General features: G+C 34.7%; 12 protein-coding genes. 7 read left to right on the top strand and 5 right to left on the bottom strand.

Translation table 11 applies throughout. From position 1 onward, the window contains the following. Positions 1–428 precede the first annotated feature (428 nt). From B5V81_RS04525 to parE, 4 genes are all read left to right on the top strand, one after another. The gene (locus B5V81_RS04525) at positions 429–1,055 is read left to right on the top strand and encodes a LemA family protein (protein WP_212112310.1); all 627 of its coding nucleotides are present in this window, start codon (positions 429–431) and stop codon (positions 1,053–1,055) included. After that, entirely contained in the window at positions 1,055–1,906 is an 852-nt protein-coding gene (locus B5V81_RS04520; RefSeq protein ID WP_212112309.1) for a TPM domain-containing protein, read from the top strand. Before B5V81_RS04525 ends, B5V81_RS04520 begins: the two co-directional genes overlap by 1 nt. Positions 1,907–2,031: 125 nt before the next feature. After that, positions 2,032–2,769, top strand: a complete 738-nt coding sequence (lipB, locus tag B5V81_RS04515) for a lipoyl(octanoyl) transferase LipB (protein WP_212112308.1) — start codon at positions 2,032–2,034, stop codon at positions 2,767–2,769. 77 nt (positions 2,770–2,846) lie between these two features. Continuing rightward, on the top strand, positions 2,847–4,913 hold the full coding sequence (parE, locus tag B5V81_RS04510; RefSeq protein WP_212112307.1) for a DNA topoisomerase IV subunit B: 2,067 nt from the start codon (positions 2,847–2,849) through the stop codon (positions 4,911–4,913). Positions 4,914–4,930: 17 nt separating this feature from the next. Here parE and recJ read toward each other — a convergent pair whose 3' ends face one another. After that, a complete protein-coding gene (gene recJ / locus B5V81_RS04505) occupies positions 4,931–6,712 on the bottom strand; it encodes a single-stranded-DNA-specific exonuclease RecJ (RefSeq protein WP_212112306.1) in 1,782 nt (593 codons plus the stop codon). Between the two features lie 296 nt (positions 6,713–7,008). Here recJ and rplM point away from each other — a divergent pair, with 296 nt between their 5' ends. Next, the gene (rplM, locus tag B5V81_RS04500; protein ID WP_039760441.1) at positions 7,009–7,473 is read left to right on the top strand and encodes a 50S ribosomal protein L13; all 465 of its coding nucleotides are present in this window, start codon (positions 7,009–7,011) and stop codon (positions 7,471–7,473) included. A 2-nt stretch (positions 7,474–7,475) separates the two neighbouring features. Beyond that, entirely contained in the window at positions 7,476–7,961 is a 486-nt protein-coding gene (rpsI, locus tag B5V81_RS04495; protein WP_212112305.1) for a 30S ribosomal protein S9, read from the top strand. Positions 7,962–8,276: 315 nt separating this feature from the next. On the opposite strand, the gene B5V81_RS04490 is transcribed toward rpsI, so the two are convergent. From B5V81_RS04490 to B5V81_RS04475, 4 genes are all read right to left on the bottom strand, one after another. Further along, on the bottom strand, positions 8,277–8,642 hold the full coding sequence (locus tag B5V81_RS04490) for a response regulator (RefSeq protein WP_212112304.1): 366 nt from the start codon (positions 8,640–8,642) through the stop codon (positions 8,277–8,279). 530 nt (positions 8,643–9,172) lie between these two features. After that, positions 9,173–9,529 carry a hypothetical protein gene (locus tag B5V81_RS04485; RefSeq protein WP_212112303.1) on the bottom strand — a complete coding sequence of 119 codons (357 nt, stop codon included), beginning with the start codon at positions 9,527–9,529 and terminating at the stop codon, positions 9,173–9,175. A 1,000-nt stretch (positions 9,530–10,529) separates the two neighbouring features. Next, the gene (locus B5V81_RS04480) at positions 10,530–10,889 is read right to left on the bottom strand and encodes a hypothetical protein (protein ID WP_212112302.1); all 360 of its coding nucleotides are present in this window, start codon (positions 10,887–10,889) and stop codon (positions 10,530–10,532) included. A 2,447-nt stretch (positions 10,890–13,336) separates the two neighbouring features. Then, entirely contained in the window at positions 13,337–14,320 is a 984-nt protein-coding gene (locus tag B5V81_RS04475) for an RluA family pseudouridine synthase (RefSeq protein WP_212112301.1), read from the bottom strand. A gap of 236 nt (positions 14,321–14,556) precedes the next feature. On the opposite strand from B5V81_RS04475, the gene B5V81_RS04470 reads away from it, so the two are divergent. Then, positions 14,557–16,344 (top strand): glucan ABC transporter ATP-binding protein/ permease, encoded by a 1,788-nt coding sequence (locus B5V81_RS04470; protein ID WP_212112300.1) that lies wholly within the window; start codon positions 14,557–14,559, stop codon positions 16,342–16,344. The last annotated feature ends 416 nt before the right edge of the window (positions 16,345–16,760 follow it).

The following is a 16,760-nucleotide window of genomic DNA, read 5'->3' as shown; positions in this document are numbered from 1 at the left end:
ACGCTTTACAACAGAGGATTTTTCCCCTTCTCCACAATGATTGATATCCATAATTTAAAAGCTTTTTATCCAATAGGTTAAGCGCGAACTTCTAAAGGAGGGAAAATGGAAACGACCTCTTCCTTCTATAAGATTGAAGCTTATATTCTCCCCTTCCCCAATTGTTATCTGCTACGTTCTGAAATAAAAAATACTATGAAAATAATAAAATACGCCATAAGAACAATTGATATGAATATTATTGATCTTTCATAAGATGACATCTATATTCCCATTATTATTTTCATGTCAACAAGCCACTGAAGCGTTCTAAAAACACAGAAAGATATCAATTTATAAATAATAATGTCTGTTTATAAAATTCAAAATACTTTTCACAAAGAAGATAAACACTATATAATACATAAAATATCTGTGGAGACAACTTTATGTTAAATGTACAAACTTCTTCAATGTTTAAAATATTAAAACAATTTTCAATCATTATTTTTTTGGCAGGGTTAGTGCCATTTTTAAGTGGCTGCGGATTTAATACGATACCAACAAATGAAGAAAAAGCACACGCAGCATGGAGTGAAGTGCTCAATCAATATCAACGCCGTACAGATCTCATCCCCAATCTCGTCGAAACAGTTAAAGCTTATGCCGCCCATGAAAAAAGCGTTTTCACCAATGTAATTGAAGCACGTGCCAAAGCAACGCAAGTCAACATTAACGCAGATATGTTGAATAATCCGGAAATTATGCAGCAATATCTTAAAAATCAAGCAAATTTATCAAGTGCACTTTCGCGGCTTATGGCGGTTGTCGAAAACTATCCAGATCTTAAAGCAAACCAGAACTTTCTTGCTCTTCAATCACAATTAGAAGGAACGGAAAACCGTATCTCCGTTGCGCGCCGCGATTATATCGAAACGGTTCGTGCCTACAATACTGCACTCAAAACAATGCCGACAATGATTTGGGCAAAATTATGGTTTCGTGATGCTAAACCGATGCCAACTTTTACCATCGATACGGATAGCCAACAAACACCAAAGGTTAATTTTAATTAATGAAACCATTTCAACACTCTATAAAACGTCGTTTTTTTCTTCGTTTATGGGTACCTTTAAGCATTCTATACTTGATCATTGCATTGGGGAATGTCACTTACGCACACACTAAGTTTCCTCCCTTAACCGGCTATATCAACGATATGGCTCATTTACTTGACCATGCAACAAAGAGCAATTTAACGGAAAAGCTTGCTGCACTTGAAGAAAAAACGGGAGATCAAATTGTTCTTGTAACGCTCCCTACTCTTTCGGGCAATGATATAGAGACATACAGCAACTCTCTTTTTCGCACATGGAAGTTAGGTCAAAAACAAATCAATAACGGCGTATTAATCGTCATCGCACCCAATGAACGTGAAGCACGTATCGAGGTAGGCTACGGTTTGGAAGGAGAACTAACAGATGCTATTTCCTCTGTCATCATTAACAGCTTCATGATTCCTAATTTTCGTGAAGGAAATTATCAAAAAGGAATTGTTGAAGCGATTCATGCAATTATCAAAGTGATCACACAAAGCGATGCTGATTTTTCTTTTCGAATCAAACAAAAAGCTAAAGCTATTGAAGAACAACGTAAACAAGCTGCAAAAGAAGAAATGATGATAAATACAATCATGTTTCTCATTCTCTTTATAGCAGTTGGGTTACCCATTCTTGCCATGATTTTTGGTAGGAAAATAGGTCCACAAAAGTATCTTTGGATGGGTATTGTCTTTACACCTTGGTTTTTAAACTTAAATGCGAGTGGTAGAAATTCTGGTGGAATCTTTGGTGGACATTCAGGAGGAGGAAGTTTCAGAGGTGGTGGGGGATCATCAGGTGGTGGTGGTGCAACAGGAAGATGGTAAAACAAACATAACGCGTTTTTTAAATAAAATTCATTGCAATTCTCATCAAGTGTCTCTTAATCTTACGCTTTTGTTATTTTTCTGATTACAGTACAAAAACTCAAACATTAAGATAAATATTGCCAATGACATTCGAATTAAAAAATAGGGATCGTAGTCTCTTATCACATCATTTTAATGCGATTCTAGGAAATCCACCCGTTGAATGGAAAATAAGCGATCATTTGGTTGAGTATCCTGAAGCGCTACATTACATGCAAGAACGTGTGGAAAAAATTTTTGCAAAAACTGCCAATGAACAGGTTTGGCTTCTTGAACACCCCTCTCTTTATACAGCGGGTACGAGTGCAGATAAAAAGGATCTTTTAGCGCCTCATTTATTCCCTGTTTATGAAGCCGGACGTGGAGGTGAATTTACATATCACGGTCCAGGACAGCGTATTGCTTATATTATGCTTGATCTTAAACGCCGAAAACAAGACATTCGTGCTTTCATTAGTGCGTTAGAAGAATGGATCATACGAATGCTTGCAAGCTTTAATATTAGGGGCGAACGCAGAGAAGATCGCGTTGGTGTCTGGGTGAAACAGTCGCATTGCCCATCAAAACAAAATGATCTTTCTTCCGAAGATAAGATTGCAGCGATAGGCATTCGAATGCGCAAATGGATCAGTTTTCATGGCGTTTCTATCAATGTTAATCCTAACTTAGCCCATTATTCAGGAATTGTTCCTTGTGGAATTACAAACCACGGTGTAACAAGCTTTCTTGATTTAGGGTGCCCTGTAACAATGCATGATATTGATATTGCTCTCAAACATGCTTTTGAACAAATTTTTGGCCCAACAATTGATGTTTCCTAAGAACGTTGATTTTTAAATAAAAAACAGGCATAAAATTTATTTTAATAAATATTTTATAAGGTAGATAGTTAAACGCTATGAGCGATAACAACAAAGATCTTTTTAGTATTTTAAATAAAGCCCAATCTCGGGTAAATACAACAGAAAACACTCAGCAGCCTCCAATGAAATCAAAAGCGATTATTTCAAAAAAAGGTGCAAAAGATACACAAGAGGATGACTATAATGCCCTCTCTATTCGAGTGCTTGAAGGTTTAGAGCCTGTACGTTTACGCCCTGGAATGTATATCGGTGGAACAGACAGTAAAGCACTTCATCATTTATTTGCCGAAATTATTGATAATGCGATGGATGAAGCTGTTGCTGGTTATGCAGACTCCATTGAAGTTTCGTTAGATAGGAACGGTTATATAACCGTTACGGATAATGGACGCGGTATCCCTGTCGAAAATCATCCTCAAATGCCTGACAAATCCACTCTTGAAGTTATTATGACACAACTCCACTCAGGGGGAAAATTTGATGGAAAAGCTTATCAAACCGCGGGCGGACTTCATGGAGTAGGAATTTCTGTCGTCAATGCTCTTTCTGATGATATGGAAGTTGAAGTTGCACGAGAACGAAAACTTTACCGCCAACGCTTCTCACGCGGTATTCCTCAATCTGGATTGGAAGATTTAGGGGATGTTTATAATCGTCGTGGTACACGCGTTCGTTTTCATCCTGATCGTGAAATTTTTGGTGAAAAAGCAGCTTTTGATCCAGAAAAAATCTATAAGATGGCTTGCTCCAAAGCCTATCTTTTTGGTGGTGTAAAAATTCGCTGGTCTTGTGATCCCGTTATACTTGAAGGCGTAAAAAATATTCCCGAAAAAGCTGTTTTTCATTTTCCCAATGGACTTAAAGACTATTTACTTGCATCACTAAAAGATGAATATCGCGTCACGTCAGAAATTTTTTCTGGCAAAACACAACAAAATAACGGCCATGGCTCCGTTGAATGGGCTATCGCTTGGCATGGTGGTGATCCTTGCGTGCAATCTTACTGCAATACTATTCCTACAGGAGAAGGCGGAACACACGAAATAGGACTACGTCAAGCTCTTTTACGTGGATTGAAATCTTACGCTGAGTTAATAGGAAATAAGCGCGCAACGATCATGACATCTGACGATATTATGATTTCAACAGCTGCAATACTTTCTGTCTTTATCAGTAATCCTGAATTTGTTGGACAAACAAAAGATCGATTAGCAACCATTGAAGCACAGCGTATTGTTGAGAGCGCAATCCGCGATCCTTTTGATCATTGGTTGGCAAATTCCCCACAAGAAGCAACCAAACTTCTCGATTGGGTTATTGAACGTGCTGAAGAACGTGTTAGACGACGCCAAGATAGAGAAATAAGTCGAAAAACTGCTGTCCGTAAATTACGTCTGCCCGGTAAACTTGCAGATTGTAGCCAAAACCATGCGGCGGGTGCTGAATTATTCATTGTTGAAGGGGATTCGGCAGGAGGATCGGCTAAACAAGCAAGAAATCGAGCAAATCAAGCAATTTTACCTCTTCGTGGTAAAATCTTAAATGTCGCCAGTGCGGCACATGAAAAAATGAACTCAAGCCAAACAATTAGCGATCTTATCCTTGCTCTTGGATGTGGAACACGCTCTAAGTATCGTGAAAAAGATCTCAGATATGAACGTATTATCATCATGACAGATGCTGATGTTGATGGTGCTCATATTGCATCACTACTCATTACCTTCTTCTTTCAAGAAATGCCTGACCTTATTCATCAGGGACATTTATATCTCGCCGTCCCTCCCCTTTATAGAATATCCCAAGGCGGGAAAGTTGCTTATGCACGCGATGACATCCATAAGGATGAATTGCTCAAAACTGAATTTACGGGAAAAGCTAAAATTGAAATCGGTCGTTTTAAAGGGCTAGGTGAGATGCGCGCAGAACAACTTAAAGAAACAACAATGCATCCTCAAAAACGTACATTGCTTCGTGTCTCTATTGATGCCGTAGAAATGCAAGAAACGAAAAAGACTGTAGAAAGTCTCATGGGAACAAAACCAGAAGCACGATTTCGTTTCATACAAGAAAATTCTACTTTTGCTTCTAATTTAGACATCTAATGTAAAAAATACCTTTTTTAAACCACTGCAGCATCAATCACACGCAATTGCGGATTGATCGTTCCATTCCAATAATTCAAACTAAGATGACCAGCTAAATGGATCATTTCACCAATATTTTCAGAGAGAAAATTACCAAGCGCGGTTCCTACAGCACGAAAAGCTATTCCTTGCAGTTTTTTTCCTTCCACATTAGATACAATAAGGCGAAGATGTCCTTTACCAACTTCAGATAAATTCATTAATCGATGAGAGGGTAGAACAAAAACAGGTGTTGCATTCCCTGTCCCAAAAGGCCCTGCCTTTTCAAGCAGCTCAAATAGCGCTTGATTAACACCAGAAGCAGAAAGAGAACCATCTATCCTAAGAGACTTTTTTGCATGCAACTGTGAAACCATTACAGAAACTTTTTCTTCTAGCCATTTTCGAAAAATTTCAATTTTCGTCGATTGAATTGTAACTCCTGCTGCCATACTATGCCCCCCTCCTTTTTCTAATAAATTGAGTGTAACAGCTTCACGAACGAGTGCACCTAAATCTATGCCATTAATTGAGCGTCCCGACCCTACGCCATTTCCATCTTCCTTCAAAGCAATAGCAAAAACAGGACAAAAAAAACGCTCTTTGAGGCGGGATGCAAGAATACCAATAATTCCCGGATGCCATTCTTGATGAGAAATGACAAGTGATACTGGTGTTTTTTGATCTTGATAAAGAGAAGCAATATAAGATTCCGCCTGTGCTAATTGAATGTTCTCCATTTCTTGGCGTTCTTGATTAAGCTGATCTAATTGTTCTGCTATTTTTTCCGCTTCATCTTTATTCTCACAGCTAAGCAAACGTGCTCCCAAAGCTTGATCACCGATGCGCCCTCCTGCATTAATTCTAGGACCTAACAAAAAACCTAAATGAAAACTATTAAGTGGCTCCCCTATCCGTGCAACCTTTGTCAAAGCTGCTATCCCTGGATTATGCATAGAACGAGCAACTTGCAGTCCTTTTACCACAAAAGCACGGTTAACCCCCTGTAATGGAACAACATCACATATGGTTGCCAATGCAACAAGATCAAGCATACTGAGAAGATCAGGCAGTTGACCTTCAAATTGTTTTTTCCGCAACAAATGATGAACCCAAGCTAATGTAACAAAGACAACACCCGCTGCACATAAATGCCCTTGTCCAGAAAAATCATCAGGGCGATTAGGATTGACAAGAGCAACAGCTTCTTGATGAATCTCTGACATTTGATGATGATCTAAAATCACAACATCAGCACCTGCAAGCCTCGCCGCTTTTACAGCATCTGGACTATTTGCACCACAATCAACAGTGATAATTAAACGAGCCCCTTCTTGCACGAGCATTCTCATTGCCTGTTCATTCGGTCCATAGCCTTCAATAATACGATCAGGAATATAAATTCTGACTTCAATCCCAAAATAACGAAAAAAACGCGCTATGAGTGCTGATGCGCATGCACCATCAACATCATAATCACCAAAAACAGCAACCTGTTCTTGATTGAGAAGAGCCTTAACAATACGCTCTGCAGCACATTGCATATCTCTAAAACTTTCTGGATCCGGCATAAGCGTTCGTAATGTTGGATTAATAAAAGAAACAGCTTCAGTTTCATCTACATCTCTTGCTGAAAGGACTCGCGCTAATTGATCTGGAAAACCAAACTTTTGAGAAATAGCACGCGCATTTTTTATCCCTTGAACATCAAGAGCATCCAACCACGCTTGACCACAAGCAGAAAATTCAACATTGAGAAAATAACGAGACAACTGCATTGTTATTTATTTTATAATGAAGATCAATAAAATACAATCACGCGTTAAAGATAAAATAGTCTTTTGTAACATTCCTTTTAAGTTTAAATTGTCCATAAACTTATTTCAATAAGGTATTATAATACCTCACTCATAAAGCACTGTTTTATAAAGTTTTTATTTTCTCTTGACGTAAAGAGAAAGACATTATATCAGAATAATCAATACGCGTTAAATATTTCGCTGTGCTAACAATTTTCAACGCAAACAATGAAAATGCCCTCATGCTACAGGGGCTTTAATTAAAGGATACTTCTATGGCAACTTTTTCACAAAAGCCAACTGAAGTGGTGAAAAAATGGGTTATTATTGACGCAGAAAACCTTGTTTTAGGGCGTCTTGCCACATTTGTTGCAAACCGCTTACGTGGCAAACATAAAGCTACATTTACGCCACATGTTGATGATGGTGACAATGTTATTGTCATCAATGCCGATAAAATAGCTCTCACCGGTAAGAAATATACGGATAAAAAATATTATTGGCATACCGGCTATATTGGTGGAATCAAAGAACGTACAGCGCGTCAGCTTCTTGAAGGACGTTTTCCCGAACGCGTTGTTGAAAAAGCTGTAGAACGTATGATTCCGCGTGGCCCCCTTGGTCGCCGTCAATTGAAGAACCTCCGTGTTTATGCTGGAAGCCAACATCCTCATGAAGCGCAACAGCCCGAATCTCTTGACGTTGGTGCTTTAAACCGCAAAAACAAAAGGATTGCTTGATTATGGCTGAAATTAATTCTCTTTCTGAACTTAGCATGGCAACAAGTATTACAGAAACCCGTGAAAATATTGTTCCTGTCCACGTGCAAAAGCTTGATTCTCAAGGACGTGCCTATGCAACAGGAAAACGAAAAGATGCTGTTGCTCGCGTGTGGATTAAACCGGGCTCTGGGAAAATTATCATTAACAACAAGGAATTTGACAAATATTTTGCACGTCCTGTTCTAAGAATGATTCTTCGTCAACCAATTGTTGCAACAAACAGAGATACCCAATTTGATATTATTGCAACCGTTGCAGGTGGTGGTCTTTCTGGGCAAGCTGGTGCAGTACGCCATGGTATTTCTAAAGCCTTAACCTATTATGAACCCGAACTTCGTCCAATTTTGAAAAAAGGGGGATTTCTTACCCGCGATAGCCGTGTTGTTGAACGTAAAAAATACGGTAAAGCGAAAGCGCGTCGCTCTTTCCAATTTTCAAAACGTTAATTTCAATTCTTGTGCAATATATAGAGCCCTGTTTTCATCGGGGCTTTTTTTCATCCTACTAAAACAGACTTTTAGATGAATTTAGGAGAAAATCTATACCGATTAGAAAAAAACAAGAATGCAAAACAACCGCTTCTCTTAAGACAAAAAGTAAAAAAATAGACCAAAAAATTCAAAACTTCAGTTTTAATTTTTAAAATCTGTTTTACTAACTTGAATATATCCACGCGCTAAAGCACAAAAATATTTGCGCAATAACTTTAGCAATCTTATAAACTTTTCAGTGTCTTTATTCTATCATCACTTAACAAGGTTTCAGTCCACAAAATGTTTTACCATTGTGATAAAATGAGGGACGGAAATAGGCTTTGACATATATTCTTCGCATCCACTGGCACGAATTCGTTCTTCATCCCCCTTCATAGCAAAAGCTGTTACAGCAACAACAGGAATTGATTGAAGCTCTTTATCTGCTTTTAATTGTTTAATAACATCTATTCCAGAGACCTCTGGCAATTGAATATCCACAAGAATGAGAGATGGCATCGATGAATGCGCCAAATCTAATGCCATAAGACCATTACGTGTTTCAACGGTTTCATAGCCACTCGCTTCTACAAGATCACGGAATAACTTCATATTAAGCTCGTTATCTTCTACGATCATGACTTTTTTTGACATTCGTATAACTCCGCCCTTCTCAGATAAAATAGAGAAATAGAAATGAATCCATATTCTGTTTTCTTAAGATAAAATGATAAAAAAAATTGTAAACCACAAAGAGACTAAAAGTTTTCAGTAAAAGCATTTTTTGTAAATATTTGTAAGATACATCACTATGTTTTTTCGGTTCATCAGAATAAAATCCCCAATAACCATAAGATTGTATTACCCTATATTTTTTAAGTGGATACACACCGTTTATGGATATCTCAATTAAAGCATATGCATTTTCATCATAAAAAAATATCAACTGAAAACTTATCTCAAATGCGTGTTGTGAAGAGAAAAAATTTAATTAACTTTAAAAAGCAGCTGATTATTTAAATTTAACGCGCCTTATACTACCATCCCCCCAACAATATCTTAATGATATAAAAGCTTATCAATATCATTAAAAATAAATAAACCGTGACTAAACATCACGGTTTATTTAATATAAAACATTCAATAACAGAATAATTTAAAATTCATCAAGGAAATATCCTTAATTACCAAGCCCATGCACTATAATTAATAGCATCGAATATTTTTCCACTCATCCCTCTGGAAGGACTTGGCGGCTTTCTAGAAAAGAAATATACAAGATATGCGATTAAACCAAAAATCGCTGCCTCCATCCCCATTAAAGCCGCAACCTTTTGGACATTTTTCTCGGCACTTTGTCCTTCAAATTGGTTAATAATCATATTAACAGCTTTAGTAACTCCATTTTCTTGTGTTGCTACAGGATTAAAATCATCATTTTGCAATTTACCATTTAAAGAATCGGCATTGGCTCCTAAAACCTGTGAAAAGAAAATAGCCACTGCAACCAAATATACTATACAATGCTTACATATTTTCATCATAACAACCTATTACAATAATTAAAAAAATAAACTTTCGTTACTTTATTCTCTAAACAAAACACATCATATCATTTATCAATAATGTATATTTATATTTTGAAAATAAAAATATAATACAAATTTTAATTATCATTTTATATTATATTATAACTTTAATAAATCTGTTACATATTTATTTAATATTGTCAATTATTTGATTTGTATTTTTATATTTATATAATTTAGTTGTAAAATATATTAAAATTATAATTATCTTATTGTTTTTATTGTATTTTTATAATTAAAATAAAAAATATTCTTAAAAATCATAATATAAAAAATATCATTATGTTGTTTTTTGGTCACATATAATGTTTTTTATTTTTTGTATTATATAGTAAAATAAATGTTTTTTAACTTTATAGAAAAAACTACATTATTAAAATGTTCTAACAAAATATTTTTTCTTTATTATAGTTTTGAATAAGTAGTTAACCGAGTAAAGCATTAGCATAAGCAAAAGCTTAACTCTTTAATTGAAAAAGCTAAACGAAGATAATTATAAAAATAACATTGATGAATAAGCTTTTCTTCCCTTTTGGAAATATCATGCGCCAATCTAACGCCATAAAGCCATTACACATTTCAATGTTTCTTACAGCCATTCGCTTCTAAAAATCAGGGAATAACTTAAGTTTAAGTCCGTTATCTTCCACAAAGATGACTTTTTAATATTAATATAATTCTACGTTTTTAAGATAAAATAAAGAAATAAAAATGAATACACATTCTCTTTATCCAATATAAATAATAAAAAATTTCAAACCTCAAAAAGACTATATTATTCCCAATAAAGTATTTCTTTAATAATAATTAAAAAGAGTAGAAACCACAGAATTAAGGCTTAATGGACATATCAATAAATATAAAAACAGCTAAACCGTGATTTCAAATCACGGTTTATTAATATGAAAAATTCAAAAACAGAATAATTTAAAGTTTATCAAATCAACACTTTTTAATTAAGAGCCCATGCACTTCGAGCAAAAGCAGTGAATGCTCTTTCACCTGGCTTTTGGTGATGAGTCGGAGGCTTTCTAGAAAAGAAATATGCAAGATATGCAATCAAGCCAAAAATCGCTGCCTCCATCCCTATCAAACCTGCCACCTTTTGGACATCTCTTTCTCCGCTTTGTCCTGAAATTTGACTAATAATTGCCTTAACAGTTTTAATAACTCCATTTTCTTCTTTCATTACAGAAATGAAATCATCGTTTTGAAATCTACCATTTAAAGAATCGGCATTGGCTCCTAAAATCTGAGAAAAGAAGATAGCTACCGCAACAACGCATGATATACAATGTTTAAATATTTTCATTATAACAACCTATTATGATATTTAACAAACACTTACTCCCTAAACAGCAAACACTGCATACATCTATCAATGATGTATATTTTTCTATTGTGAAGAGAGTAATAATATAATACAAAAAAATAATTATCATTTTGTATTATATTTTACTCATTCCATATTTAATTTGTTTTGTCAATTACTCTATTTATATTTTTTTAAATGATAAAATTTTATTACGATAATATGATTATTATATTGTTTAAATTATATTTTTTTCTTCGAGAGAAACAATTCTCTTAATCACAATATTTTAAAATCACAACATAAAAAATATTGCTAAATTATCCTTTTTATTATACATAATGGATTTTTTTGTATTGGTAGCGTATAGTAAGCTAATTTTTTCCTTATCATATGTTGAGAATAATTCGCTAACCAAGTAAAAATTAGCGTAAACACAAGTTTAGCTCTTTGATTAGAAAAGCTAAAGGAGGTAAGATAAGAAATAATATTGATGAAAATGCCAACTTTAATCCATAAAGCCATTAAACATTTCAATGATTTTACAGCAATTTATTTCTGAAGAATCCTAGAATAACTTGGGTTTAAGCTCATTATCTTCTACGATCATGACTTTTTGATATTAATAGTGTTTTAGGATTTTAAGATAAAATAAAAATGAATATACCTTCTCTCTTCAACCAAGATAAAAAATGTAAACCACAAAGAAACGAAATAACGCCTAATAAAAGCATTTTTTGCAAATATTTGTCATGTTCAGCATTATGTTTTTCAATTTATCAAACTGAACTCCACAATAATCGTAAAATTATATTATTCTATATTTTTGAGTGGATACGCAAAATTCATAGGTATCTAATGAATCTCAATAAACTCACAATTATTTTCATCATTGATAATCAAAAACATATGATCGTTATCATTTTATTTTACGATATCAAATGAACGCATTATTTTTATTTGTTGAAAAAGAGGCTACCCAGATTTATTTTTCTCTTTATTTTTTAGCCAAATTTAAAAATACAATTTTATCAATAATATATCTCTACAGAAAAATAATTAAATAAATAGATAAATAACATTTTTATAATATTTTACTAAGTATATATTATAAAATTATAAGTATTAGTTAAAATATAACTTTAAGAATGATAATAGCTTTTTATTAGATTTTTCTTTACTGTAATCTTAGATATCATAAGATAAGCTCATTGAATATATGGAAATAATCACGATAATGATTAAATGTAATGATTTTATAATACTGTTAATATAGTATATCAATTTATCTTTATTTTAAACAAAATCATAAAATAAAATGAGTTATGCATAAGAAAAATTAAAAAACTTCTCTTGATTTACACACACAAAAACAAATATATTTATGAGGTTATTGAGATTATTTATATCATTTTACGGTGACTTGACTTGGTAAATCCTTTTATTTCTCAATAAATTATTAATCACATTAACCTGTTCAATGTGTGAAAAATCTCTATATAATTGTTGTCTTTATGATTGCTATCATAGTGTTTAGTACAACTCTTAGCTCTCTATCGGGTGACTTAGAAGCTTTATTGAGTTAATTGGCTTATTATTTAAAGAAATCATTCACCTACATCATAATATTTCAATTGACCAACAAAATATGCACTATTTTACCTATAAATACACTTCACACAGGTAAAAATGACCCGTATTTAGTAATTTTCTAGCAATATAATCGAAAAAGAACACATCTGGCTCGTATTATGAATAATACTAAATTGTATGCCATTTCATCATTGGCTTTTGTCATCAAGCTGTCATCTAAATTCAAACCAATATTGATCTAAAGAAGTTGAATAATAAATGGCGAAAGTGTCCCAATGACTACATCCGTAAAGAACATGGCTCTATCACTTAGAACAGCGAGTAATCCATTCCTTGCATAGAAAAACATGCCAAAGCAATAATTAAGTAAATTCTTTAAATTTAACACGAAGCATCTCTTCAAGTGAGGGAGTAGACACAGAGAATGTACCGTTGAATTGACAAGAATTTGTTGAGAAACCACGCTCCCAGAAAGTTCCTATAAAATACCTCACCTAATCTTCCATGAAAAATTAAAATTTGTATTTACATTTTCAGTAAATGCTTTTCAAAACTCATCTCATTTATCTTCCTCAACAGACAACCTCCCCAACATGGAATCCTACGTATAATTCAAAGGAATATCTTCATAAGCTTAGAGTATTAAAAATGCACCATGTCCAAAAATAACAATGCAATCAACATGAATAAAAACTGTAGATAAGAAAACTTATGATATGTGAAAATTCATCACTCAAAAACACAAACCTCTCATAACGATTAACGATCAAAAAACTCTCTTTAAAGGATCTCTATCCATCTTATCAAATTTATAGACAAAATTTGCACCAATAAAAAAATAAATAAAGTTTTTTTTACTCTGTGTCAGCATCACTCTCATTAAAAGATAAAAGATTAAAACTTTGAACCATATGAGGTGGTAAAGGTGCAACAATATCCAATATTCCTCCTGAAGGGTGAGGAATACGAATACGACGTGCATGAAGATGAAGACGGTTTTGCATTCCTCCTGGTAATGTCCAATTGCTATCAGAAAAAAAATACTTTGTATCGCCAATGATAGGATGATCCATATAGGCGGCGTGCACACGGAGCTGATGTGTTCTCCCCGTATAAGGTTCCATTTCAAGCCACGAAAGAGCTCGCCCTCGCGTATCTAAAATGCGATAGTAGGAAACCGCATGATGTGAATCTGGCACCCCATGTTCACAAACACGCATTTTGTCACCTTGTGCAGTTATTTCCTTAACCATCCACGTTGAAATTTTGTCCTGCTTTTTTTTAGGAACCCCCCGAACCAACGCCCAATAAATCTTTTTTGTTTCCCGCGCTCTAAAAGCAGCTGTTAAGGCTTGAGCCGCACCTCTTGATCGCGCAACAACAAGCACACCCGACGTCTCACGATCAAGACGATGAACCAAACGCGGCTTTTCACCTTTTTTATTGCGCCACACCTCAAGCATACTATCCATATGACGTGTTAAACCAGAACCACCTTGTACAGCGAGACCTGCTGGTTTGTTAAAAACAAAGACTTTTGGATCTTCATAAAGCAGCATTTTTTTCAAAACAGTTTCATCACCCTGCCCACGAAGTGTTTTATCCGTTATTGGAAGACTTGTCGTATAATCAAAAGGGAGAGGTGGAATACGAACAGACTGCCCTATACAAAGACGCGTATCGGCTTTAACACGTCCACCATCAACCCGTATCTGACCAGAACGCAACAATTTTTGCAAAGCTCCAAATCCAAGTTCTGGATAATGCACTTTAAACCAACGGTCTAAACGCATTCCATTTTCGTCTGTTTCAACCTTTTTTATTTCCACGCCTGCCATGAAAGTTCCCTTACCTGATAATTTTCCCCACTCAATATTTTTTCCTGATAATTTTATTGATCTATTTTTGCGTCTTTATAAACACAAAAATTCATATTCTCGTTAGCTTTATCACACCATATTACAATGAGTATCCAAAATTTCCTTTTCTTAACGTTCAAATTTTATTAGCTAACAATTCAGCGTTATAAAAATCAAAAACCTTTATGCCTAACAGCGAATGGAGATAATTGACAGTGTCCTTATTCAAAACCTATGCACGTGTTCTTACTTACCTAAACAGAGAAAAAAATGTATCTCTTTTAATCTGTATCGCTAATATTATGTTGGCTATTATTGCCATTGCAGAACCTATTTTATTTGGACACGTTATTGACTCCATTGCAGAAAAATCAGGGATCATCTCTACTCTTGCCATTTGGGTTTGTTTTGGTCTTTCCCATATTATCGCTTATGTCCTTGTTGCTCGTGGTGCAGACCGCTTAACCCATAGACGCCGTTTAACAGTTTTAACAGAATCTTTTGAACGTATCATTGCCATGCCTTTAATTTGGCATCAACAACGCGGAACGTCCAACGCACTCCATACACTTTTGCGCGCGATAGACTCCATGTCAACCATATGGCTTGATTTTATGCGCCAACATCTCTCAACACTTGTCGCCTTATTGGTTCTTATCCCTATAGCCTTTAATATGAATTGGCGCCTTTCAATAGTTTTGGTTGTACTTGCCATTATTTATGTCTTAATTGCACGTTTAGTGATGCGAAAAACAAAAGACGGACAAGCTGCTGTAGAATGCTATCATCACAATCTTTTTAACCATGTCAGTGATTCAATCTCTAATGTTTCTATTGTACAAAGTTATAGTCGAATAAAAGAAGAAACTTTCATATTGCATCAACATACAAATGCTCTGCTTAAAGTACAAAATCCTGTTCTCAATTGGTGGGCGCTCGCCAGTGGATTAAACCGAATGGCTTCAACAGTTTCAATCGTTTGTGTTTTACTCCTTGGGGCTTTTTTTGTTGCAAAAGATCAATTACGGGTAGGCGAAGTCGTTGCTTTTGTTGGGTTTGCACAACTCATGATTAGCCGCCTAGACCAAATGAGCAATTTTATTCATTGTGCAATATCCTCACAAGCAAAACTGCAAGAATTTTTTGAAATGGAAGATTCAACCTTTCATTTCAACGAACCACAAAATCTCCCTTCCCTCCAAAATGTTAAGGGAGCCATACAATTTCATCACGTTACCTATAAATTTCCAAATTCTTCTCAAGGTGTTTTTGACATTTCCTTTGAAGTGAAAGTAGGACAAACTGTTGCAATTGTAGGACCAACAGGGGCTGGAAAGACAACATTAATCAATCTGTTGCAACGCGTATACGACCCTACCTTTGGGCATATTTCCATTGATGGAATCAATATAAGCTCAATCAATCGAGAATCTTTACGCCAATCTCTAGCAACAGTATTTCAAGATGCAGGTCTTTTTAACCGAACTATTCATGACAATATTTCAATAGGAAAAGAAAATGCAACAAACGAAGAACTTTATGAAGCAGCAAAAATAGCAGAAGCTCACGATTTTATTCTAAAAAAAGCTGATGATTATAACACAATGGTGGGCGAACGGGGATCTCAATTATCAGGTGGGGAAAAACAACGCTTAGCAATTGCACGCGCAGTTTTAAAAAATGCTCCCATTCTCATTCTAGATGAAGCAACAAGTGCTCTTGATGTTGAAACAGAAGCACGTGTCAAAGATGCTCTTGATTGCATAAGCCATAACCGCACCACTTTCATTATAGCACATCGCCTCTCAACAGTCCGTAATGCTGATGTGGTACTCTTTCTGGAACATGGTTATTTAATTGAAAAAGGAAACTTTCAAGAATTGATCGATAAAGCAGGCCGTTTTTCTAAATTTTTAAAAGCAAGTGGTTTAACAATTACGCCACCAGAAAGAGAAGGAGAAAATGAAAACGTCATCTCCTTACATGAAGCCATAGCATCATAAAAATGATAGTCTTCACAAATCTCACGCAAAAAAATATCTCAATACAAAACATTGCAAAAATGCTTTCGTACAAATGAAAAAAACTCTAAGAATGCCATAATCTATTTTTAATGCGCCAAGTGCACATAGAAGAACTTGAACTCATATAAATATTTAATTTTATTCATTATTTATTTGATTTATATCACTAATATACGTTTTTTAAATCTATAATAAAAACCTATTCTCTTACAGATAATCTGCAAAAGAAACCAATAAAATGACTCTAAAAAACGAACCTCATATGAAGAGTGAGCAATAATCTAAGCAATTTGAAAACGAAAAAACAATTAGCTTATAATTTCGTGAACTTAAGAGACTGTTATGCAATAAATCTTGCGTTATCCCCTTCGCAATTCCTATTGTGAAATAGGCTA

The sequence above is a fragment of the Bartonella queenslandensis genome, from assembly GCF_018155095.1.
GTDB lineage: Bacteria > Pseudomonadota > Alphaproteobacteria > Rhizobiales > Rhizobiaceae > Bartonella > Bartonella queenslandensis_B.
The sequence above is the reverse complement of the archived record's forward strand: the minus strand, read 5'-3'. Positions and strand labels throughout refer to the sequence as shown.

What these genes read in the sequence shown, in the direction of transcription:
- recJ (WP_212112306.1), bottom strand. Translation starts at nt 6,712, where the DNA reads ATGCAGTTGTCTCGTTATTTTCTCAATGTTGAATTTTCTGCTTGTGGT.
- B5V81_RS04490 (WP_212112304.1), bottom strand. Translation starts at nt 8,642, where the DNA reads ATGTCAAAAAAAGTCATGATCGTAGAAGATAACGAGCTTAATATGAAG.
- B5V81_RS04475 (WP_212112301.1), bottom strand. Translation starts at nt 14,320, where the DNA reads ATGGCAGGCGTGGAAATAAAAAAGGTTGAAACAGACGAAAATGGAATG.
- rpsI (WP_212112305.1), top strand. Translation starts at nt 7,476, where the DNA reads ATGGCTGAAATTAATTCTCTTTCTGAACTTAGCATGGCAACAAGTATT.
- lipB (WP_212112308.1), top strand. Translation starts at nt 2,032, where the DNA reads ATGACATTCGAATTAAAAAATAGGGATCGTAGTCTCTTATCACATCAT.
- B5V81_RS04480 (WP_212112302.1), bottom strand. Translation starts at nt 10,889, where the DNA reads ATGAAAATATTTAAACATTGTATATCATGCGTTGTTGCGGTAGCTATC.
- rplM (WP_039760441.1), top strand. Translation starts at nt 7,009, where the DNA reads ATGGCAACTTTTTCACAAAAGCCAACTGAAGTGGTGAAAAAATGGGTT.
- B5V81_RS04485 (WP_212112303.1), bottom strand. Translation starts at nt 9,529, where the DNA reads ATGAAAATATGTAAGCATTGTATAGTATATTTGGTTGCAGTGGCTATT.
- parE (WP_212112307.1), top strand. Translation starts at nt 2,847, where the DNA reads ATGAGCGATAACAACAAAGATCTTTTTAGTATTTTAAATAAAGCCCAA.
- B5V81_RS04520 (WP_212112309.1), top strand. Translation starts at nt 1,055, where the DNA reads ATGAAACCATTTCAACACTCTATAAAACGTCGTTTTTTTCTTCGTTTA.
- B5V81_RS04525 (WP_212112310.1), top strand. Translation starts at nt 429, where the DNA reads ATGTTAAATGTACAAACTTCTTCAATGTTTAAAATATTAAAACAATTT.